Source organism: Caldicellulosiruptoraceae bacterium PP1, assembly GCA_041320695.1.
Classification (GTDB): Bacteria; Bacillota; Thermoanaerobacteria; order Caldicellulosiruptorales; family Caldicellulosiruptoraceae; genus JBGGOQ01.
On the sequence record JBGGOQ010000003.1, the window covers coordinates 214,583 to 233,395 of the forward strand.

The 18,813-nt window shown below is 30.3% G+C and carries 18 protein-coding genes and 1 riboswitch; of the genes, 6 read left to right on the plus strand and 12 right to left on the minus strand.

Annotated features, from left to right (window positions below; translation table 11 throughout):
- Positions 1 to 164 precede the first annotated feature (164 nt).
- The 3 genes from ACAG39_06960 to ACAG39_06970 all read left to right on the plus strand — a co-directional run bounded on the left by ACAG39_06960 (position 165) and on the right by ACAG39_06970 (position 2,861).
- Positions 165 to 1,007 carry a sulfide/dihydroorotate dehydrogenase-like FAD/NAD-binding protein gene (locus tag ACAG39_06960; GenBank protein MEZ0536979.1) on the plus strand — a complete coding sequence of 281 codons (843 nt, stop codon included), beginning with the start codon at positions 165 to 167 and terminating at the stop codon, positions 1,005 to 1,007.
- Between the two features lie 4 nt (positions 1,008 to 1,011).
- A complete protein-coding gene (gene gltA, locus ACAG39_06965) occupies positions 1,012 to 2,391 on the plus strand; it encodes an NADPH-dependent glutamate synthase (GenBank protein ID MEZ0536980.1) in 1,380 nt (459 codons plus the stop codon).
- A 65-nt stretch (positions 2,392 to 2,456) separates the two neighbouring features.
- Entirely contained in the window at positions 2,457 to 2,861 is a 405-nt protein-coding gene (locus ACAG39_06970) for a bacteriohemerythrin (GenBank protein MEZ0536981.1), read from the plus strand.
- Between the two features lie 78 nt (positions 2,862 to 2,939).
- Here the strand turns inward: ACAG39_06970 and ACAG39_06975 are convergent, their stop codons facing one another.
- Both ACAG39_06975 and glnA read right to left on the minus strand, forming a co-directional pair.
- Complete coding sequence (locus ACAG39_06975) at positions 2,940 to 3,581, minus strand: DUF6062 family protein (GenBank protein ID MEZ0536982.1); 642 nt, start codon at positions 3,579 to 3,581, stop codon at positions 2,940 to 2,942.
- Between the two features lie 64 nt (positions 3,582 to 3,645).
- Positions 3,646 to 3,715, minus strand: a riboswitch (Fluoride riboswitch).
- Between the two features lie 55 nt (positions 3,716 to 3,770).
- A complete protein-coding gene (glnA, locus tag ACAG39_06980; protein ID MEZ0536983.1) occupies positions 3,771 to 5,108 on the minus strand; it encodes a type I glutamate--ammonia ligase in 1,338 nt (445 codons plus the stop codon).
- 391 nt (positions 5,109 to 5,499) lie between these two features.
- Between glnA and ACAG39_06985 the strand changes: the two genes are divergently transcribed.
- The gene (locus ACAG39_06985; GenBank protein ID MEZ0536984.1) at positions 5,500 to 6,216 is read left to right on the plus strand and encodes an STAS domain-containing protein; all 717 of its coding nucleotides are present in this window, start codon (positions 5,500 to 5,502) and stop codon (positions 6,214 to 6,216) included.
- Positions 6,217 to 6,496: 280 nt separating this feature from the next.
- Here the strand turns inward: ACAG39_06985 and ACAG39_06990 are convergent, their stop codons facing one another.
- The 10 genes from ACAG39_06990 to thyX all read right to left on the minus strand — a co-directional run bounded on the left by ACAG39_06990 (position 6,497) and on the right by thyX (position 16,591).
- On the minus strand, positions 6,497 to 8,086 hold the full coding sequence (locus ACAG39_06990) for an FMN-binding glutamate synthase family protein (protein ID MEZ0536985.1): 1,590 nt from the start codon (positions 8,084 to 8,086) through the stop codon (positions 6,497 to 6,499).
- 112 nt (positions 8,087 to 8,198) lie between these two features.
- Entirely contained in the window at positions 8,199 to 9,560 is a 1,362-nt protein-coding gene (locus tag ACAG39_06995) for a phenylacetate--CoA ligase family protein (protein MEZ0536986.1), read from the minus strand.
- A gap of 99 nt (positions 9,561 to 9,659) precedes the next feature.
- On the minus strand, positions 9,660 to 11,345 hold the full coding sequence (gene argS / locus ACAG39_07000) for an arginine--tRNA ligase (GenBank protein ID MEZ0536987.1): 1,686 nt from the start codon (positions 11,343 to 11,345) through the stop codon (positions 9,660 to 9,662).
- Positions 11,342 to 11,779: a DUF1934 domain-containing protein gene (locus ACAG39_07005; GenBank protein MEZ0536988.1), complete on the minus strand. Its 438-nt coding sequence runs from the start codon at positions 11,777 to 11,779 to the stop codon at positions 11,342 to 11,344. Before ACAG39_07005 ends, argS begins: the two co-directional genes overlap by 4 nt.
- 15 nt (positions 11,780 to 11,794) lie before the next feature.
- A complete protein-coding gene (gene murI / locus ACAG39_07010; protein MEZ0536989.1) occupies positions 11,795 to 12,595 on the minus strand; it encodes a glutamate racemase in 801 nt (266 codons plus the stop codon).
- A 4-nt stretch (positions 12,596 to 12,599) separates the two neighbouring features.
- Positions 12,600 to 13,694: a D-alanine--D-alanine ligase family protein gene (locus ACAG39_07015; GenBank protein ID MEZ0536990.1), complete on the minus strand. Its 1,095-nt coding sequence runs from the start codon at positions 13,692 to 13,694 to the stop codon at positions 12,600 to 12,602.
- Between the two features lie 160 nt (positions 13,695 to 13,854).
- Positions 13,855 to 14,475: an RNA polymerase factor sigma-70 gene (locus ACAG39_07020; GenBank protein ID MEZ0536991.1), complete on the minus strand. Its 621-nt coding sequence runs from the start codon at positions 14,473 to 14,475 to the stop codon at positions 13,855 to 13,857.
- An 84-nt stretch (positions 14,476 to 14,559) separates the two neighbouring features.
- Positions 14,560 to 15,069 (minus strand): NYN domain-containing protein, encoded by a 510-nt coding sequence (locus tag ACAG39_07025; GenBank protein MEZ0536992.1) that lies wholly within the window; start codon positions 15,067 to 15,069, stop codon positions 14,560 to 14,562.
- Between the two features lie 12 nt (positions 15,070 to 15,081).
- On the minus strand, positions 15,082 to 15,813 hold the full coding sequence (gene rlmB / locus ACAG39_07030) for a 23S rRNA (guanosine(2251)-2'-O)-methyltransferase RlmB (GenBank protein ID MEZ0536993.1): 732 nt from the start codon (positions 15,811 to 15,813) through the stop codon (positions 15,082 to 15,084).
- A 16-nt stretch (positions 15,814 to 15,829) separates the two neighbouring features.
- Entirely contained in the window at positions 15,830 to 16,591 is a 762-nt protein-coding gene (gene thyX / locus ACAG39_07035; GenBank protein ID MEZ0536994.1) for an FAD-dependent thymidylate synthase, read from the minus strand.
- A gap of 101 nt (positions 16,592 to 16,692) precedes the next feature.
- Between thyX and ACAG39_07040 the strand changes: the two genes are divergently transcribed.
- Positions 16,693 to 17,697 (plus strand): DnaD domain protein, encoded by a 1,005-nt coding sequence (locus ACAG39_07040; GenBank protein MEZ0536995.1) that lies wholly within the window; start codon positions 16,693 to 16,695, stop codon positions 17,695 to 17,697.
- Positions 17,694 to 18,707, plus strand: a complete 1,014-nt coding sequence (locus ACAG39_07045; GenBank protein MEZ0536996.1) for an ATP-binding protein — start codon at positions 17,694 to 17,696, stop codon at positions 18,705 to 18,707. The genes ACAG39_07040 and ACAG39_07045 overlap by 4 nt, the downstream gene beginning before the upstream one ends.
- The last annotated feature ends 106 nt before the right edge of the window (positions 18,708 to 18,813 follow it).

Sequence of the window (18,813 nt, forward strand, 5' to 3'; positions counted from 1 at the left end):
CATATGTTAAAGATTCAAAAAAATAACCTTTAACTAAATACTTGTATGTATACAAGTCAGAAAAACTAATTTCAATTGTCAACAATTTAACACAATTTAATTTGAATTTAAAAATATTTTTTGCTACTATAATAAAAAATCCAATAGAATAAGGTGAAATAAATATGAACGAAATAATGAAAAAAGTAATTTTGGCACCCAATGTTATATTAATGGATATATATTCACCTATTGTATCAAAAAAGTGTAATCCTGGGCAGTTTATTCTCTTAAGGATTGACCAATATGGTGAAAGAATACCTCTTACAATTGCTGATTTTGATAGAAGTAAAGAAACTGTTACAATAATATTCCAAGTTGTAGGAAAAACTACTTTGGCTTTATCTTCATTAAATGTTGGTGATAGTATTCTTGATTTTATTGGACCACTAGGAATGCCTTATGAATATAATCCAAACAACAAAAACTACATGTTTATTGCTGGCGGTCTCGGAATCCCTGCCATTTATTCTAAAATAAAATTGCTTCACGAAAAAGGTAAATATATTGATATTATAATTGGTGGTAGGGCCAAAGAAAATATATTCTTTGAAGAAGAACTAAGAAATTTATCAAATAATTTATATATAACAACAAATGATGGATCATATGGCCAAAAAGGATTTGTAACAGATGCCTTAAAACCTATTCTAGAAAATGGACAAAGGTATGATGAAATTTTTGCAGTAGGTCCTATTCCAATGATGAAGGCTGTTGTTGATCTAACAAGAGAGTATAATATAAAAACCCTCGTTAGTCTAAATCCTATTATGGTTGATGGTACAGGCATGTGTGGTGGATGTAGAGTGAAAATAGGAAATGAGATAAAGTTTGCCTGTGTTGATGGACCAATCTTTGATGGCTTTTTGGTTGATTTTGATCTTCTTATGAAAAGAAACTCTTATTATATAGATCAAGAAAAAAAAGTACTTGAAGAGCATAAATGTAAGATTGGATTGGGGGAATAAAAAGGTGGATAGACGCAAAAGAACTCCAATTAAAGAACAAGAACCCAAAGAAAGAATAAATAACTTCAGTGAGGTTTGTTTAGGATATGATGAAAATGAGGCACTTAATGAAGCTCATAGATGCCTTCAGTGTAAAACAAAACCTTGTGTTAGTGGCTGTCCAGTTGAGGTTAAAATCCCTGAATTTATTAAACTAATAAAAGAAAATAAATATAGTGATGCTTATTACAAAATACTTGAAACAAATTTACTACCAGCAATTTGTGGTAGGGTGTGTCCACAAGAAAGCCAATGCGAGAAAAACTGTGTATTAGGTATAAAAGGAGAACCTATTGCAATTGGTAAACTTGAGCGATTTGCTGCTGATTGGTTTAGAAATAATTCTAAACTTGAATTAAATCCAAAAACAAAAAAAGATATAAAAATAGCTGTTATCGGTTCAGGACCTGCTGGTCTTTCATGTGCCTCTGAACTTGCACTAATGGGTTATAAGGTTACTATTTTTGAGGCATTTCATGAACTTGGAGGTGTTCTATTTTATGGAATACCAGAATTTAGACTGCCTAAAGAAATTGTTAAATGGGAAATTGAGAACCTAAAAAAACTTGGTGTTGAATTTAAAACAAATATGATTTTTGGTAAATCATTCGATTGGGAAGACCTTAAAAAAGATGCTTACAAAGCCTTATTTATTAGTTCAGGGGCTGGACTTCCAAACTTTTTGAATATAGAAGGTGAGCTTTTAAATGGCATATATTCGGCAAATGAATTCTTAACAAGAATAAATCTTATGAAGGCAAACAGCTTTCCACAGTATGATACACCTATTAAACTTGGTAAAAAAGTAGGCGTTATTGGTGGTGGTAATGTTGCAATGGATGCGGCAAGGGTTGCAAGGAGGCTTGGATGTGATGTATTTATTCTCTATCGAAGGACTATTGATGATATGCCTGCAAGAAAAGAAGAAATACATCATGCTTTAGAAGAAGGTATTGAAATAATTGAGCTTTGTAGCCCAAAAAGATTTATAGGAGACCAAAATGGGAATGTTGTATCTCTTGAACTTACAAGAATGCAGCTTTTAGATTCTGATGAAAATGGAAGAAGAAAAGTTAAAGAAATAGAAAATTCCGAGTTTGTTTTTGAAGCAGATAATTTTATTGTAGCCATTGGAACAAGCCCAAATCCTCTTATAAAATCAGCACTACCCAATCTTGAGATATCAAGAAATGGCATAGTTAAGGTTGATGAAAACCTTATGACAAATATAGATGGAATATTTGCAGGTGGTGATATAGTTACAGGTGCTGCTACAGTAATATTAGCTATGGGTATGGGTAAAAAGGCAGCTCAATCAATTGATAGATATATTTCAGAATTATAATATGTTTATTTTACTTTTTCATGGGGTATAAATATTCAGATAGATTTTTGTTTGGAGGTAAGAAAATGGCACTTATTTGGGCTAGCAATTTTCAAACAGGGATTGAAACAATTGATGAACAGCATAAAGAACTTATTGATAGAGTGAATAAGCTACTTGATGCTTGTTCTCAAGGTGAGGGCAAAAAGGTTTTGCCTGAGGTTCTCGACTTTTTACAAAACTATGTTGTTGAACACTTTTCAACAGAAGAAAACCTCATGAAAAAGTATTATTATCCTGCTTATTTAACTCATAAAAAAGAGCATGATAATTTTGTTGCTACATTTAAAAGTTTAAGAGAGGAAATTGATACAAAAGGAACAGGATTGCTTATTACAACAAGGGTTAATAGATTGGTTGTTGATTGGCTAAAAACACATATCCTCTATGTTGACAAACAGCTTGGAAGTTATCTTAAGGATAAAATCTAAATTTTAAGGCACCTAAAATATTGGGGTGCCTTAATTTTATAATATATTAAAAATTATTGGTTTCTAACGATGTGGCCTTTACTCACCTGCAACAAATTCAACTGCCATATGCCATGCTTTTGTCTCATCAGGTGTATAATTAAGGTGAATATTTCTGTAATCATTCTTTTCTTTTATACTTTCAAGATGCTTTACAATTTGTTCAATTTTTAATTTCAATATTGATATGAGTTCTTTTTGTGAAGAAGAACTGTTGGTGTTTTTAATTATTTGTCTAAAATGTTTTATACATAAAAATCCACTTTCAGCAAAACTTTTTCTAAACTCTGAACTTTCATGAAAATATTCTGCAAATGCTTTAGAATATGTATCTTTAAACTTTTCTTCCTGTTCGCAAAATATACATTTTCCTTTTTCTTCTCTTTTATTTTCTTTTTTCTTTTTTATATAATAATAATCAGTTAACTGTTTATCATTAAAATTCTTCAATAAATCTGAATAAATAATTGCATGAGCAAGAACATCAGAAAAACTTTCTAATTCTTTTGCATGTTTTGAACATATCCAATCTTTTCTTATTCGGTCTCTTAGTTTATAATCATTTACTGACTCATAAAGGAAATCATCAAAGAATTTGTTCATAGCCTTATTTTTTAGCATACATATTATGCATTTATCAGGTACAAAACTTTCAACAATTTCATAGTACAAAATGTCCAATCACATCACCCTTTCACAGCTAAATAGAGCTATTAAAAAGCAAAAAACTCCTGCCCTAATTTATTGTTGGGCAGGAGTTATCAGCCAAATATTAATATGGCATTTTTAAGGCGAACTCCATCGCCTATTAATTAGTCTTTACAATATAAATTATATAAGTTTTCAAAAAGTTAGTCAATAAACTTTTTATTAATATTTTGTAAGATACTCATTAATCTCCCATTGATGAATTTTTGTTCTGTATTCATCCCATTCAAGTTTCTTTGCTTCAAGATATTTTGTGAAAATATGTTCACCAAATGTTTCTCTCATAAGTTCACTTGCTTCAAATTCCTTTATAGCTTCTTCAAGGCTTCCTGGTAGTGAATTGATGCCTTCTTTTAGTCTTTCTTCATCATTCATCTCAAATATGTTCTTATCAACTGAATCTGGTGGTGTAATCTTGTTCTTTATTCCATCAAGCCCAGCTGCTAAAACTGCTGCAAATGCTAAATATGGATTTGATGATGGATCTGGACATCTTAATTCAACTCTTGTTGCTTGACCTCTTTTTGCAGGAATTCTTATAAGTGGACTTCTATTTCTTGCTGACCAAGCTATATAAACTGGTGCTTCATAACCAGGTACAAGTCTTTTATATGAGTTTACTATTGGGTTTGTTACAAGAGCAAATTCTCTTGCATGCTTCATAAGACCACCTATAAAGTAATACGCAACTTCAGAAAGTTGTAATTTACCATTTGGATCTAAGAATGCATTTTTCCCATCATTAGCATTTGCAAGTGACATATTTGTATGCATACCAGAACCATTGATACCAAATACAGGCTTTGGCATAAATGTTGCATGAAGTCCATGTCTTTGAGCGATTGTTTTTACAACAAGTTTAAATGTTACAACATTATCTGCTGTATAAAGTGCATCATCATACTTAAAGTCAATTTCATGCTGTCCTGGTGCAACTTCATGATGGGATGCTTCAATTTGGAATCCCATGTCTTCAAGGGTTAAAACCATATCTCTTCTTGCATCTTCTCCTAAATCAACTGGACCTAAATCAAAATAACCTGCATTATCATGTGTTTTTAATGTTGGATTTCCATTTTCATCTGTTAAGAATAAGAAAAATTCAAGTTCAGGTCCAACAAAGAATTTAAAGCCCATTTCTTCTGCTTTCTTAAGTGTATTTTTTAATATACCTCTTGGACAACCATCAAAAGGTTTTCCTTCTGGTGTATATACATCACATATAAGTCTTGCAACTTTATTTGGGGATGGTCTCCATGGGAAGATTGTGAATGTGTTTGGATCTGGTCTTAAATACATATCTGATTCTTCAATTCTAACAAATCCTTCAATTGATGAACCATCAAACATAAGCTCGTTATTTAAAGCTGCCTCTAATTGGTCAACTGTTATAGCAACATTTTTTAGCGTTCCAAAAATATCAACAAATTGAAGCCTAATAAACTTAACATCTTGTTCTTTACAAATTCTAATAATATCCTCGTTTGTGTAACTCCTCATAAATATACTCCTCCTTTTTAATAATAAAAAAAGGACAAAGGCATCCTATATAATAAGAGAACGCCTTTGTCCTCGTTAAACTTATTATAAAATATTTTGAAAATAATTTCAATAGTTTGGTATAATTTTTTTAAGTATATATTATGCATATCTAACTTAATTCAACATGAATTTTGGTTATCAATTTTATGTTTTTAATTGTGAGAAAGCACAATGAGAAATTTTATCCAATCATAGATTTTGTAAATCGTCTGTTTAGTTCAATATGACAAAACATTATGAACTAATAACATTAGATGATTTAATGAGAACTGCTGATTTAGCTTTATATGAAGCAAAAAAATCAGGTAAAAATAAAGTAATTTTTAAATAAAAATTTGGAGGGATTATTATGTTTGATTTACAACACCATAAGGATAAAATTATTGACCTTCTATCAAAAGAAATCTCAGTTGTTGACTCATATTTTTTGTTTGATATGCTTGAAAATCCAACAGAAGATAAAGTATCAAAATTAGTAGATATTTTTCTTTCAGATGACATAGCTGTTGAATACTTTATAGATATTGTTTTCACTGCTAAAAAGATTTTTTCTGAACTTAATATCCTTATTGATGATTTTGATGGATACTTTAAGAATTTGCTTACTAATTTTTATAAGCAATATTCAAGCATCTTATCAGAAATGATAAAAAATCAAGAAATAGCTATTGAAGAACTCTCAACCCCTGTTGTTGAACTGTGGGATAGAATACTTGCACTTCCGATTATTGGCGTACTTGATTCATATAGAGTTAAGAATATGATGGAGAATCTATTAGAAGAAATAATGAGAGTTCATGCTAAAGTGATTATTATCGATATTACTGGTGTATCTGTTGTTGATACCGAAACTGCAAATCATCTTATTAAAACAGCAAAAGCCGCAGAACTAATGGGTTCAAAGGTGATAATCACAGGTATTTCACCAAAAATAGCTCAGACGCTTGTTCATTTAGGTGTTGATTTTGGTGCAATAAAAACAATGGCATCATTGAAAAGTGGTTTTGATTTGGCTTTATCAATACTTGGGATGGAGGTAATTAAAGTTGGCAATTCCAATTCTTGATATTGCTAATATATATGTTATTTAAATACAAAATGAGCTTGACGACATAGCAGCTTCTGAACTAAAAGAAGAATTGAAATGGGATTGCCTATATCCTCCTTCCAGGTAGCTCAAGACTTAAACCAAGCTATTAACTTAATAAAGGGAATAAGTGCAATATGATGATTCTAAAGGTATTTTAACTACAATACTATAAGAATTTCATAACATTAAATTCTTATAATTTTTAAAATATAAGAGGGTGTTCAATTTTTTTAATACACCCTCTTGTTGTTCTTATTTACTCATCAAGAATTTTCTCAGCTTCTTCTAAGTAGTTTTCCATAACATAAGGAATTCCTGAAATTTTAGCTGCTTCTTTTGTAAGTGCAATTAAATCATTTCTTGATATTGTTTTTAAGCTAAAGTTTCTGCTCCCAGCCAAAAGCTGTTGAAGACCTACTTTGAATTTTTGTGTATATGTGTAAATACCAACTGCTCCGAGTGGAATGTTCTTTATTTCATCTCCAAATTTAGCCTTTAATTCTTCATAGCTAACAAATATTTCTTCAACAGTTGTTCCATATTTTGAAACTGTCTTTGGCAAGTTACCTTCTTTTATCCATTTATCAATGTTTTTACCTACCATGCCTGGTATCATAAGTGCTCTGCCCATACAAACTGCTTTTACGTACGGTGAACCCATTGCAATTGCTTTAAATACTCCATCCTCTGTAGAAAATCCTCCTGCAATGGCTATATCAGGAACTCTTATACCACGCTTTGATAATTTATGGCAGAACTGATATGCAAGAGATTGTAGATAAAATGTAGGTATACCCCATTCATTCATCATTGGCCATGGACTCATACCAGTACCACCTGGAGCTCCATCAATGGTTATTAAATCAAGCTTAGCTTCAGCACCATATCTTAGTGCCATAGCAAGCTCAACAGATGAATATGCTCCAGTTTTTAATGTTATTCTCTTAAATCCAAGGCTTCTTAGCCTTTCTATCTCTTTTAAAAAGCCTTCTTTTGTAACAAAACCAAGTCTTGAATGCCTTTCAAATTCCTTTATCGCACCACTTTTGAATGCAGCCTGAATCTCTGGTAATGTTGGGTCTGGTGATACAATATAGCCTCTTTTCTTAAGTTCAAGTGCTCTTTCAAGACTTTTTACCTTTATCTCTCCACCTATACATTTAGCACCTTGACCCCATTTTAGTTCTATTGTATCAAGGCCATGCTTTTCAAGAACATATTCAGCAACTCCAAGCCTTGTATCCTCAACGTTCATCTGAACTAATATTTCGCCATATCCTTCATGATATCTCTTATATGTTGTTATTCTCCTATCCATTTCAGGAGAATTCTTGACTTTTCCATTTGAATCAAGCTCAAGCTCTGGGTCAACACCGCATACATTTTCACCGCATACAAGAGTAATACCAGATATAGCAGCACCAACAGCAAAGTGTTCCCAATTTTTACGTGCAATTTCAGTTGAACCAAGTGCACCTGTAAAAATTGGGACTCTCATCTTTACCTTTTTATCCCAACCATATTCTGTTTCTGTATTTACATTGGGGAATATTGCATTATCTGAATTTACTTCAACACTTTCTGGAAACCCTTTAGCTCCTACTGCATATCCCTGAATGTTTAGATGAGAATAGTCAACAGGATAGTTCTTATCAGCACCAGCCGTTACATCACCAAAAGGTCCTGGATAAAGAACCTCACGCCCTCTAAATGATGATAAGAAGATTTCACAGTTCCCTTGACATCCATCAACACATCTTGTACAAATTCCTGACATTGGAACAACGTCCTTTGACCTATTAAAAGTTCCAGTTGCCTCATTTGCATTTGGACACCTTAAATTCATTTTATTTACCTCCTGAATTATTTAACTAATTTAAATTAATTAAATAATTCTATCTAAATAACTATTTACCTTTAATAAATTTAATAAGAATTCAATGATATTTTTGTAAAATTTAAATATCATAACTATACTCTCTTATAGTATACCTAACTTTACCAGAATTTGTTACAGGTATATTTTCTACATATTCTATTTTTATATCAATATCTTTAAATCTTTCCTTTATTATTGAAACATAATCTTCTACTTCTTTTTCATCAAAATTCTCCGCCTTCACAATTTTTAATGTCATACTTTCTGGTGAATGTTGAATTATCTGATATTGATAAACCCCTTTCATCTCTCTTGCATAAATATTAAAGAAATGGCTATCAAACTGCTCACCTGTCTTAGTCAAAAAGAATTCATCATCTCTACCATCTATCTCTTTCAATATTGGGGTTTCAATACCGCAGGAGCATTTACTGTTTGAAAATGTAACAACATCGCCTAATACATATCTTAATCTAGGCATTATGTAGTTATGCAAATCTGTAACAACAATTAAACCTTGTTCCAAATCTTTTTTTTCTTTTTTTGTATCTTTATCAATTATTTCATAAAAAGCATTTAAGATATTAAGATGCATTTTATTATTTTTGCACTGAAAAGCTAAAATACCAGCATCTCTTGCTCCATATTCATTTATAACTGGACAATCAAATGCCTTTTCGATTAACTCTCTTTGATGGCCATAAAGGTTTTCAGCTGTTGTAACAACACCTTTTAATTTGAAGCTAAATCTTTTATTATTTTCAAGCATTAGTTTGGCAAACTGATATATGTAAGAAGGATAACCATAGATATATAATGGCTTAAATCTATTAATCTTTTCAAAATACATATTAAATGTTTCTTTATTTATATCCCATGCAGGTATAATAATTCTATTTTTAAGAAGTAATTCCTTATAAAATTTTTTTTTGTTGTTTAGTGTATTTTTAACATCATTTTGTGATGCCCATATCATAACACTTCTATCGCCTATTTTTATACCAAAACGACTTAGACCTTGCCATCTTGCTGCTTCATACCATTCAACAGTTTCTCTATCCATATAGAAATTTACTGGTTCTCCTGTTGAACCGCCTGTTTTATTAGGAATTGCATTTTTTGGGTCAATATTTTTTGCCATATACAAATTTTTATTCTTGTTGAATTCTTTTTTGGTTAGAATTGGAAACTTTGATAAGGCTTCATAAGGATTTTTTTCTATGTTGTCTTTAAGATACTTTAAATGCTCATATGCACGCACATTCTCAATACAATGTAACAGTAGCTTTTTTAATTCTTCCTCCTGTTTTTTCTTAATAAATTGATAATCTTTCTTTTCCATTGATTTTAAAAATTTCATTTTCTTTCGGATTGTATTTCCTTTTACAATTTCCATATATGGAAATACAAGATTTCTTATCGCAAATGCTATTAAATCCATTTTACCACCCCTTAAATTATACTCCCCCTTTATAAATTATATCATAATTTTTACAATAAAAAAAGCTGCCCCTTTTTAGAGCAGCTTTTTTTATACTTTTTACATCCTCTCAGGAGCTTCAACACCAAGAAGGTCAAGTAGATTTTTTGTTACAATTCGCACACACTCCACAAGTGAAAGCCTTGTTTGCATAAGTGCTTCATCTTCAACCTTTACTTTACATGCATTATAGAATGAATGAAAGTTAGAAGCTAAATCAAGAAGATATCTTGTAATTCTACTTACCTCAAGATTTTTTGCAGCAATTAAAACCTCTTCAGGAAGTTCTATAAGTTTTTTAAGTAAATCAATCTCCTCTTCTTGTGTTAATAGCTGTGGATTTATCTTGTCTTTATTAAACTCTATTCCCTCTTCTTTTAATGCTCTTAGTATACCATTTGTCCTTGCATGAGCATACTGAACATAGAATACGGGATTGTCTGTTGTTTGTTTCACAACCAAATCAAGATCTATTTCAACATGGGTATCTGCTGACTTTGTATTGAACATAAACCTTGCAGCATCTTTACCTATCTCATCAATCAAATCAATTAAAGTTATTGCCTTACCAGTTCTTTTTGACATTCTAACAACTTCTTTCCCTCTAACCAATCGAACTAGCTGCATAATAAGTATAATTAGCCTATCCGGGTCAATTCCTAATGCCTTCATAGCTGCTTTCATTCTTGGTATATGTCCATGATGGTCAGCACCCCAGATATCTATGACAATATCAAAGTTTCTTTCAACAAATTTATTCCTATGATAAGCAATATCTGCAGCAAAGTATGTTGGTATACCATTGTTTCTAATTAATACCTCATCTTTAAGCTGTGGATCTAATTTTGAGGCTGCAAACCAAACAGCACCTTCTTTTTCATATGTGTAACCATTCTTTGAAAGTAGGTCAATTGTTTCTTTAACTTGGTTGCTACTATGCAGGCTACTTTCATAGAACCATACATCATACTCTATTCCATATCTTCTTAAATGTTCTTTCATTATACTAATATTTTTGTTAAGTGCATAATCAACTAATTTCTGTCTTCTTTGATCTGATGATAAGTCTTTTAAATCATCGCCATATATATCAAGATATTCTTTTACTCTTTCAATAATGTCTTCACCATGGTACGAATCTTCCGGCATCTCTATATCTTGTCCAATAAGCTGTAAATATCTACATTCTAAAGAAAGACCAAACTTTTCTATTTGGTTTCCTGCATCATTTACATAAAATTCCTTAGTAACATCATACCCTGCATACTTTAGTAAGTTAGCAAGGCAATCCCCTAAAGCACCACCACGAGCATTACCCATATGCATAGGACCTGTTGGGTTTGCTGATATAAATTCAACCATAACCCTTTTATTGTTGCCATAATCAATCTTTCCATAGTTTGTTGGGTTATCTAAAATAGCATTTATCACTTTATAAGCCCAGTCTTTCTTCATTTTGAAATTGATGAAACCAGGCCCAGCAATTTCAATTGTTTCAATCAATGAGTTAGATTTATCTATATTATTTACAATCTCTGTTGCAATTTCTCTTGGATTTCTTTTTAAGATTCGTGTAAGTTCCATTGCAATATTTGTTGCAAAATCACCATGAGATTTTTCTTTTGGTTTTTCAATCATTATTTCAGGTATATTTTCAAGATTAAATACACCACTGTCAATACATTTTTTCAGAGATTCCTCTATTTTATTTATTATCTCATCCTTTGCTAATTTGTATAAATTCAATTCTTTGCACCTACTTTCTTTATCTCAAGATAAAAATCATTATTTGACATTTGACTAGCATCAAAGTCAATAGAGTATTCGACAAAAACAATGCCACCATTATCATTTAAATCAACTTGCATCTTCTTTGTATAAACACCTACTGTAATTACACCTTCATCGGTTGAATACATTGAAACATGTCTTTTACCTGGTTCAAAAACAAGTGTTGAACTAATATCTCCAAATCTTATCAATGTAACAAAATCATTTTGAATTTTAAATGTTGTTGTTGTGCCATTAAGTCCTGTAAGTTCACTTTCTTTATACGTTATATAATATGTCTTTCCTTTTTTATAATATTTACCTTCTGTAAAAAATTCAATCTTATTTTGATAGTCCATTAAAGGATACTCTTGCGTACCTGTCACCTTAATTAACGCGTCCTGTTTCATTGGTTCACCTCAAAATCAATATTTCTCTATGTCAATCTTTTCCTCACATTTTATTTTCTCATTCAAAAATATGGAAGCAACTGACTCAAACTTCTTTAAATTATCACTTGCAAAGAAGTGATAATAAGGTTCTTTTTTATCTGAAAGCATATCTCTTTCTGATAAAAGCTTAAAAGCTTTTTTTGCAGTTTCATAAGCTGGATTTATTAATGTAACATTTGGCAATACCCTTTTTATTACTTCCTGTAGAAATGGATAATGAGTGCATCCTAACACCAAAGTATCAATACCTGTATCAAAAAATTCCTTAAGATATTCTTTAGCAACTAAATATGTTATCTCATTATCTATCCAACCTTCTTCCACTAAAGGAACAAATAATGGGCAAGCTTTTGAATAAACTGTAATAGAACTATCAAATTCCTTTATCTTCCTTTCAAAAGAACCACTTGAAATTGTTCCTTCAGTACCGATAACACCAATCCTTTTTGACTTAGTAGCCTCAGCAGCTGCTTTTGCACCAGGTTCAATAACGCCAATTAATGGTATGTCAAATTCGTTTTTAAGCGTTTCATAAGTAAATGCTGATGCTGTATTACAAGCAATTATTACTATCTTCACATTTTTAGATAACAAAAATCTTGTATTTTGTATTGAGAATTTTGTAACAGTTTCTTTTGATTTGCTACCATAAGGTATTCTTGCTGTATCTCCAAAATATATAATATCCTCATTTGGCATAATATTAACAACTTCTTTAAAAACAGTAAGTCCTCCAAGCCCTGAGTCAAATATTCCAATAGGTCTTAAGTCCATTTATTTATCCCTCTTTACTATATTTTAACCTTTGCTTTTGGTTGTGTCTTTCAATTGCTATTTCAATTAGTCTATCTAATAGTTCACTATATGAAAGTCCTACATTTTCCCAAAGCTTGGGGTACATTGATATACTTGTAAATCCAGGGATTGTGTTTATCTCATTAAAATATATTTTTTCAGTGTTTTTTTCTATAAAAAAGTCAACCCTTGCCATACCGCTACAATCAAGCATTTTAAATAACTTTACTGCTAATTTTTGAATTTCATCAACAATATGTTCTGAAACCTTTGCAGGAATTACTAGTATTGAGTTATTATCTATATATTTTGCTTCATAATCATAAAATTCCCTAGAAGGAATTATTTCGCCAATTGTTGATGCAATTGGATCATTTAATCCCAATACTGAACACTCAACCTCTCGACAGTCAATAAATTCTTCTATTACAATCTTTGTGTCATACATGAAGGCCATTGCAATACCTTCAATTAGTTCTATTCTATTATGAGCTTTTGTAATTCCTACAGAAGAACCACCATTTGAGGGTTTTATGAAGCATGGATAAGAAAACTCACTTTCTATTCTTCTTATCCAAAGTTCTTGTTCTTTTTCATATTCAAAGCTATTCAAAACCATAAAATGCCCTTGTGGAATACCTTCAATTAAGGCTAATTTTTTTGTAAAGGCCTTATCCATGCAAACTGCAGATGACAAAACTCCACAACCAACATACGGTACTCCTGCAAGTTCTAATAACCCCTGTATTGTTCCATCTTCGCCATTCACACCGTGAAGAACAGGGAAAACACAATCAATATCAATATAGGTAATATCTGAATCTTTTATTTTTAAAAGAGCTTTCTTTGTTTTATCAGGAGTAATTATGCATTCTACTCCCATATTAAACCATTTATCATTTAGGTCTTCTATTTTACCGGTATATAATAGCCATTTGCCTTCTTTTGTAATACCAACCGGTATTATTTCATATTTTTCTTTGTCAAGATTTTCAATAACTGATTTTGCAGAAATTATTGAAACTTCATGTTCTGTAGAAACTCCACCAAATAGTACTGCTATATTCAATTTATTCATTAAATTCTAAACCTCCAAAAAATCTTTTTGTATGATATATATTATTTATATCATTTTTTATTACAATATTTTCATTATATTATATTTACCATATTATAATATACATTATATAAAATATAAATGCAAATTACTGAAAAAAGCTGTGAAAAAACATCACAGCTTATATGTATTTTTCTATTTTTCTTTTAACCCTCTGAAGAGCATTGTCAATAGATTTTATATCTTTATTCATCTCATCTGCAATTTCTTGGTATGATTTCCCTTCCAGATAAAGCCTTAATACTTCATATTCTAGAGGGCTTAAACTTCTAGTAATAATATTCATCATCATATCTATCTTCTCTCTATTTATCATAAGTTCCTCAGGATCTGTTATAACATTGCTTGAAAGTGTATCCAAAATAGTTCGTTCTTCATTATCATCATAAACAGGCTTATTTAGTGAAATATATGTATTAAGGGGAATATGCTTTTGGCGACTTGCCGTTTTAATTGCAGTTATTACTTGCCGTGTTATGCATATCTCAGCAAACAGCCTAAAATGCGGATATTTATCAATGTCAAAATCTCTAATTGCTTTAAATAAACCAATCATACCTTCCTGATAAATATCTTCTTTGTCAGCACCAATTAAGAAATACATTCTACATTTTGCTTTTACAAAGTTTTGATATCTTGAGATAAGTTCATCAGTAGCCTCTTTACAACCTTCTTTTGATAGTTTTACTAATTCTTCATCAGAAAGTTTAATAATATTTTGAGTGCTGTTTTGAGTAGACAAGGCAAATGCCCCCTTAAGTGTAATAAGGATATAATTGTCATATTGATAGCTTTATGCTAATTATACAATATTAGCTTAACATAATCAATCAGAGTCTACTTTTCCTCTTAATTTATCTAAGATTTTTAATATTCTTTCGTCAAGCTGGTCTTCTACCTTGTTAGAATAAATCTTCATTTCCTGTATTCTCTTTAGTTCTTTTCTGGCTTTTTCAACCTCTAATTTAAACTGTCTTGCAGGCATTCTTGTTGCACCACTTCCAAGTATTATAAGCTGTTCTAAGTAGTCTGACGTGACAACAACAATATTCTCATTCTTTGCATTTTCATATACATATCTTTCGATAAAGCTATCTGCTGTTTCTCCTTCTTTTGTAAAAATTACCTCTACTCCATTTATCATTTCAGATTTTAATAAAGCACCTTTAACTTGGTGAGCATCAAACACAACAGTTATTTTATATTTTTTAAAGCCTTGATAATCAGCCAATATATCAATAAGCTTTTTACGGGCACTGTCAAGGTCCTCTAAAGCAATTTCTTTTAAATCTTCCCATGCATTTAATATGTTATATCCATCAATAATAAGATGCAATTTTATACCCCTCTACAAACTTCTTTGCCTTAGAATTTCAGAAAAGATTATCCCTGCAGCTACAGAAGCATTAAAAGAATTCAAGGTACCTTTTTGTGGTATTTTAATTAAAAAATCTGCCCCTTCTTTTATAAGCCTTGAAATGCCCTTACCTTCACTACCAATTATTATCCCAACAGAGCCTTTAAAATCAGTTTTGTATATAGTATTTTTAGCATTAATATCAGAAGCATAAATCCAGATATTTTTTTGTTTCAATTCATCAATAGTTCTTCTTAAGTTTGTAACTCTTGCAATTTTTACATATTCAAGAGCACCTGCTGAAGATTTTTCAACAATAGGAGTAATAGGACAGGAATTTCTCTTTTCAATAACTATCCCATGGGCTCCTGTCAAATATGCCGAACGAATGATTGCTCCATAATTTTGCGGATCTGTTATACCATCAAGTAAAACAATAAATGGAGATTCATTTTTCTTTTTTGCTTCATTAATTATATCTTCAACCTCTACATATTCAAAATCCTGGCTTATTGCAATAATCCCTTGAGAATTCTTGGTTTTTTGCATTTTTTCTATCTTTGTTCTATCAACAAATTTATAAACTATTCCTCTTTCTTTACAAAGGTTTATTATCTCAAGTGTCTGCTTATCCTTTTGGTTGTTTGCAATATATATATCAGATATATTTTGTCTACTTAATATAGCCTCTTTGACTGGATTTTTCCCTTCAATATATCTCACTTTGTTTATCTCCCCTTTATTTGTATTTTTCTTGAACTTCTTTGAATTTCCCACATGTAAACTTTCCTTCTGGGCAGTATCCAAGCCTTATACATTTTGGCCCTGCTGTCTTAAAAACTGTTGGTGCTATTTTTCTAACTTCTTTTAATATCTTATCAGCTACATCTCTAATCTCCCACTGTGCCCTATTGCAACATCTTTCCTCAAAAAAATGAAGTAATTCCCTTGCGTTCATTGTCATTACAATCTTTGTTTCACACGCATTTGGTAAAATGTATCTTGCGTCCTCAATTGCCATTTTCTCAGCTTTTTGTTTTGCTTCTTTCTCAGTAAGTCCTTCATTTATTAACTTTTTAGTAATCTTTTCTTGTAGCTTAGTTGATAAATCTTGATAAACCTCTGCTATCTTATTCATTGTATTAATATATATATCATTTAACTCCTCATCTTCATTTATACTTGGAGGAGTAATGTATTGAAACTCCTGCAAGTTTACATATCTTTGTGATTGTTGCGAATATGATGCAATTCTATGCCTTACAAGTTGGTGTGTGAAACTTCTGCTAACTCCTTCAATACCTATAGAAAATGATATATGTTCCAGTGGTGACTGATGACCAACTTCAACAAGAAAATTTAAAAGCTTGTTAGCCTTTTCATAATCCATATTTTCAAATAAATTTTCTATATCAGATTTTGAGTAACATAATCTTGCAGCAGCTGCAACAAGCTTCTCTGGTTCAGGTGTATGTGATAAAATATATACTTTACTTTCCATGTTATCCTCCATTTTCTTCTATTGCATTTTAATTGTTCATGATTACTATCAAAAAATGTGTTAAAATAATTTTATCATAAAAGGAGGTTTAAATAAAAATAATGGCAAAAATATTTTTATCTAAAGAACATGTTGATTATGTGGTTATTTCTCACAACTTTATAGCAAACCAAATGCCTTTTGCTAATGGTGAGTTTGTCAAAGTATTTATTTATTTGAAATACTTACTTAGTACTTCTGCAAATGATATAGATATAAGTAAGATAGCTAAGGATTTAAACCTTCTTGAAAGTGACATACTTAAGGCAATAGATTTTTGGGCAGAAAAAAATCAAATTTCTATTGAAAAGGATCAAGATGGAAATATATCAGTTTTATTTTCTGAATCAGTAAAAGAAAACATAACTGAAAAACAAGAAGTTACTCCTCCAGTATATTCAACAGAGGATATTGAAAGATTTTATGAAACTGATAATAACTTTAAATTTCTTGTAAGCTATGCCGAAAATCAATACTGTAAAAGATTTAATAAAAACGATATCGACATTTTGTTAGAAATATATGATTGGTTAAAGCTACCTATCCCAGTTATTGTTGTTTTAATTAATTATTTGACAATAAATAGAAATAATAAAAGCTTAAAATATCTTGAACAAGTTGCTATATCATGGAAAGAAATGAATATAAATACTGCTGAAAAAGCTGAAGAATACATCAAATCACAAGAAGATAAATCAAAAGTCAAGAAATTAGTTCTTCAAAATCTCGGTATTTATAATAGAATGCCAACAAAGGTTGAAAATGAAATGATGGATAAATGGATAAATGAATGGAAATTTTCACCTGAGGTTATACTATATGCATGTAATTACACAAAAAATATAAATAATCCGACAGTTAATTACATAAATGGTATTCTTAAAAAATGGTATGAAGAAGGGCTTAAGGATATTGATACAATACAAAACTATGAAAAGGAAACAAAAAAAGAAAAAAGCAAAAATGTAAAATCAAATAATTCTAAGTCTTCTCAGCAAAGAGATCCGAGTGAATACGCTGAACTTGAAGACCTTTTCAAAAAGGTAGTTAGAGGGAATGGTAAATGAATCTAAAAGAAATTAACAATAAAATTGATAAAATATACTTTGAAAAGTCTTTGAGAGCTGAAGATAGAAAAAAGCAAAGAATTGAAGAATTATCTTCAAAATCGCCTGAGTTTTCAGATTTGCATCAGAAAATTATAAAAGCTGGTCTTTTATTATCAAAAGCTTCACTTTTCGATAATAAAGAGGATATAAAGAAGTATACAAATATTTTAGATAACTTAATATTAAAAAGAGACCAAATAGTAGAAAGTTTGACTAATAATAAAAATTACTTAAATGATATATATGATTGTTATGAATGCAGAGATACTGGTTATATTCAAATTGAGAACCAATTAAAGATGTGTCAATGCAGAAATCAGTTGTTTATTGAGTTTTTGTATGAACAAAGTAATATAAAAGAAATAATAAAGGAACATAATTTCCAAAAGTTTAAACTTTCGTATTATAGTAAAGAGATAAATGAAGATGAAGATATATCACCGTATGAGAATGTTAGACATATTTTAAAAAATATAAAACAGTTTATTGATAACTTTGATAAACGTGAACAAAGAAATCTATTAATTTATGGAAATACAGGGCTTGGAAAAACCTTTTTGGCACATTCTATTGCAAAGGAAATGCTTGATAGAAGAAAAACTGTATTATTTTTGGATAGTCTTACATTATTTGAAATACTAAAAGCTCGATATGATAGTATAACAAGTTTTTATAATGAAAATAAAGAAGATAGTTTTAGGATATTAGATGACATTGATCTTTTAATTATAGATGATCTTGGAACTGAAGGTAAGAATATGAGATTTTTACATGGTGTTTTTCAGTCGTTGCTTGATAATAGGTATATAAATAATAAAAAGATGGTAATAACAACAAATCTAAACATTACTTCATTGAATGAATATTACCAAGATAAAAATGTAGGTAGGCTTCAAGAGTATTTTTTATTTCTTTATATTTTTGGAAATGATATAAGGGTGTTAAAGACAAAGAAAGAGTATAGTTAAACGAGGCTATCCTAAAACTTATAATTTGACTGTTATTAATTCAAGATATATAATACCTTGAATAATACAACTACAAAATATTGTTGTAAAATTATAAGAATTAATC

Excerpts from the sequence above, each read along its gene's own strand:
- ACAG39_06960 (MEZ0536979.1), top strand. The coding sequence starts at position 165 with ATGAACGAAATAATGAAAAAAGTAATTTTGGCACCCAATGTTATATTA.
- ACAG39_06970 (MEZ0536981.1), top strand. The coding sequence starts at position 2,457 with ATGGCACTTATTTGGGCTAGCAATTTTCAAACAGGGATTGAAACAATT.
- glnA (MEZ0536983.1), bottom strand. The coding sequence starts at position 5,108 with ATGAGGAGTTACACAAACGAGGATATTATTAGAATTTGTAAAGAACAA.
- ACAG39_06985 (MEZ0536984.1), top strand. The coding sequence starts at position 5,500 with ATGTTTGATTTACAACACCATAAGGATAAAATTATTGACCTTCTATCA.
- ACAG39_06990 (MEZ0536985.1), bottom strand. The coding sequence starts at position 8,086 with ATGAATTTAAGGTGTCCAAATGCAAATGAGGCAACTGGAACTTTTAAT.
- ACAG39_06995 (MEZ0536986.1), bottom strand. The coding sequence starts at position 9,560 with ATGGATTTAATAGCATTTGCGATAAGAAATCTTGTATTTCCATATATG.
- ACAG39_07005 (MEZ0536988.1), bottom strand. The coding sequence starts at position 11,779 with ATGAAACAGGACGCGTTAATTAAGGTGACAGGTACGCAAGAGTATCCT.
- murI (MEZ0536989.1), bottom strand. The coding sequence starts at position 12,595 with ATGGACTTAAGACCTATTGGAATATTTGACTCAGGGCTTGGAGGACTT.
- ACAG39_07015 (MEZ0536990.1), bottom strand. The coding sequence starts at position 13,694 with ATGAATAAATTGAATATAGCAGTACTATTTGGTGGAGTTTCTACAGAA.
- thyX (MEZ0536994.1), bottom strand. The coding sequence starts at position 16,591 with ATGGAAAGTAAAGTATATATTTTATCACATACACCTGAACCAGAGAAG.
- ACAG39_07040 (MEZ0536995.1), top strand. The coding sequence starts at position 16,693 with ATGGCAAAAATATTTTTATCTAAAGAACATGTTGATTATGTGGTTATT.
- ACAG39_07045 (MEZ0536996.1), top strand. The coding sequence starts at position 17,694 with ATGAATCTAAAAGAAATTAACAATAAAATTGATAAAATATACTTTGAA.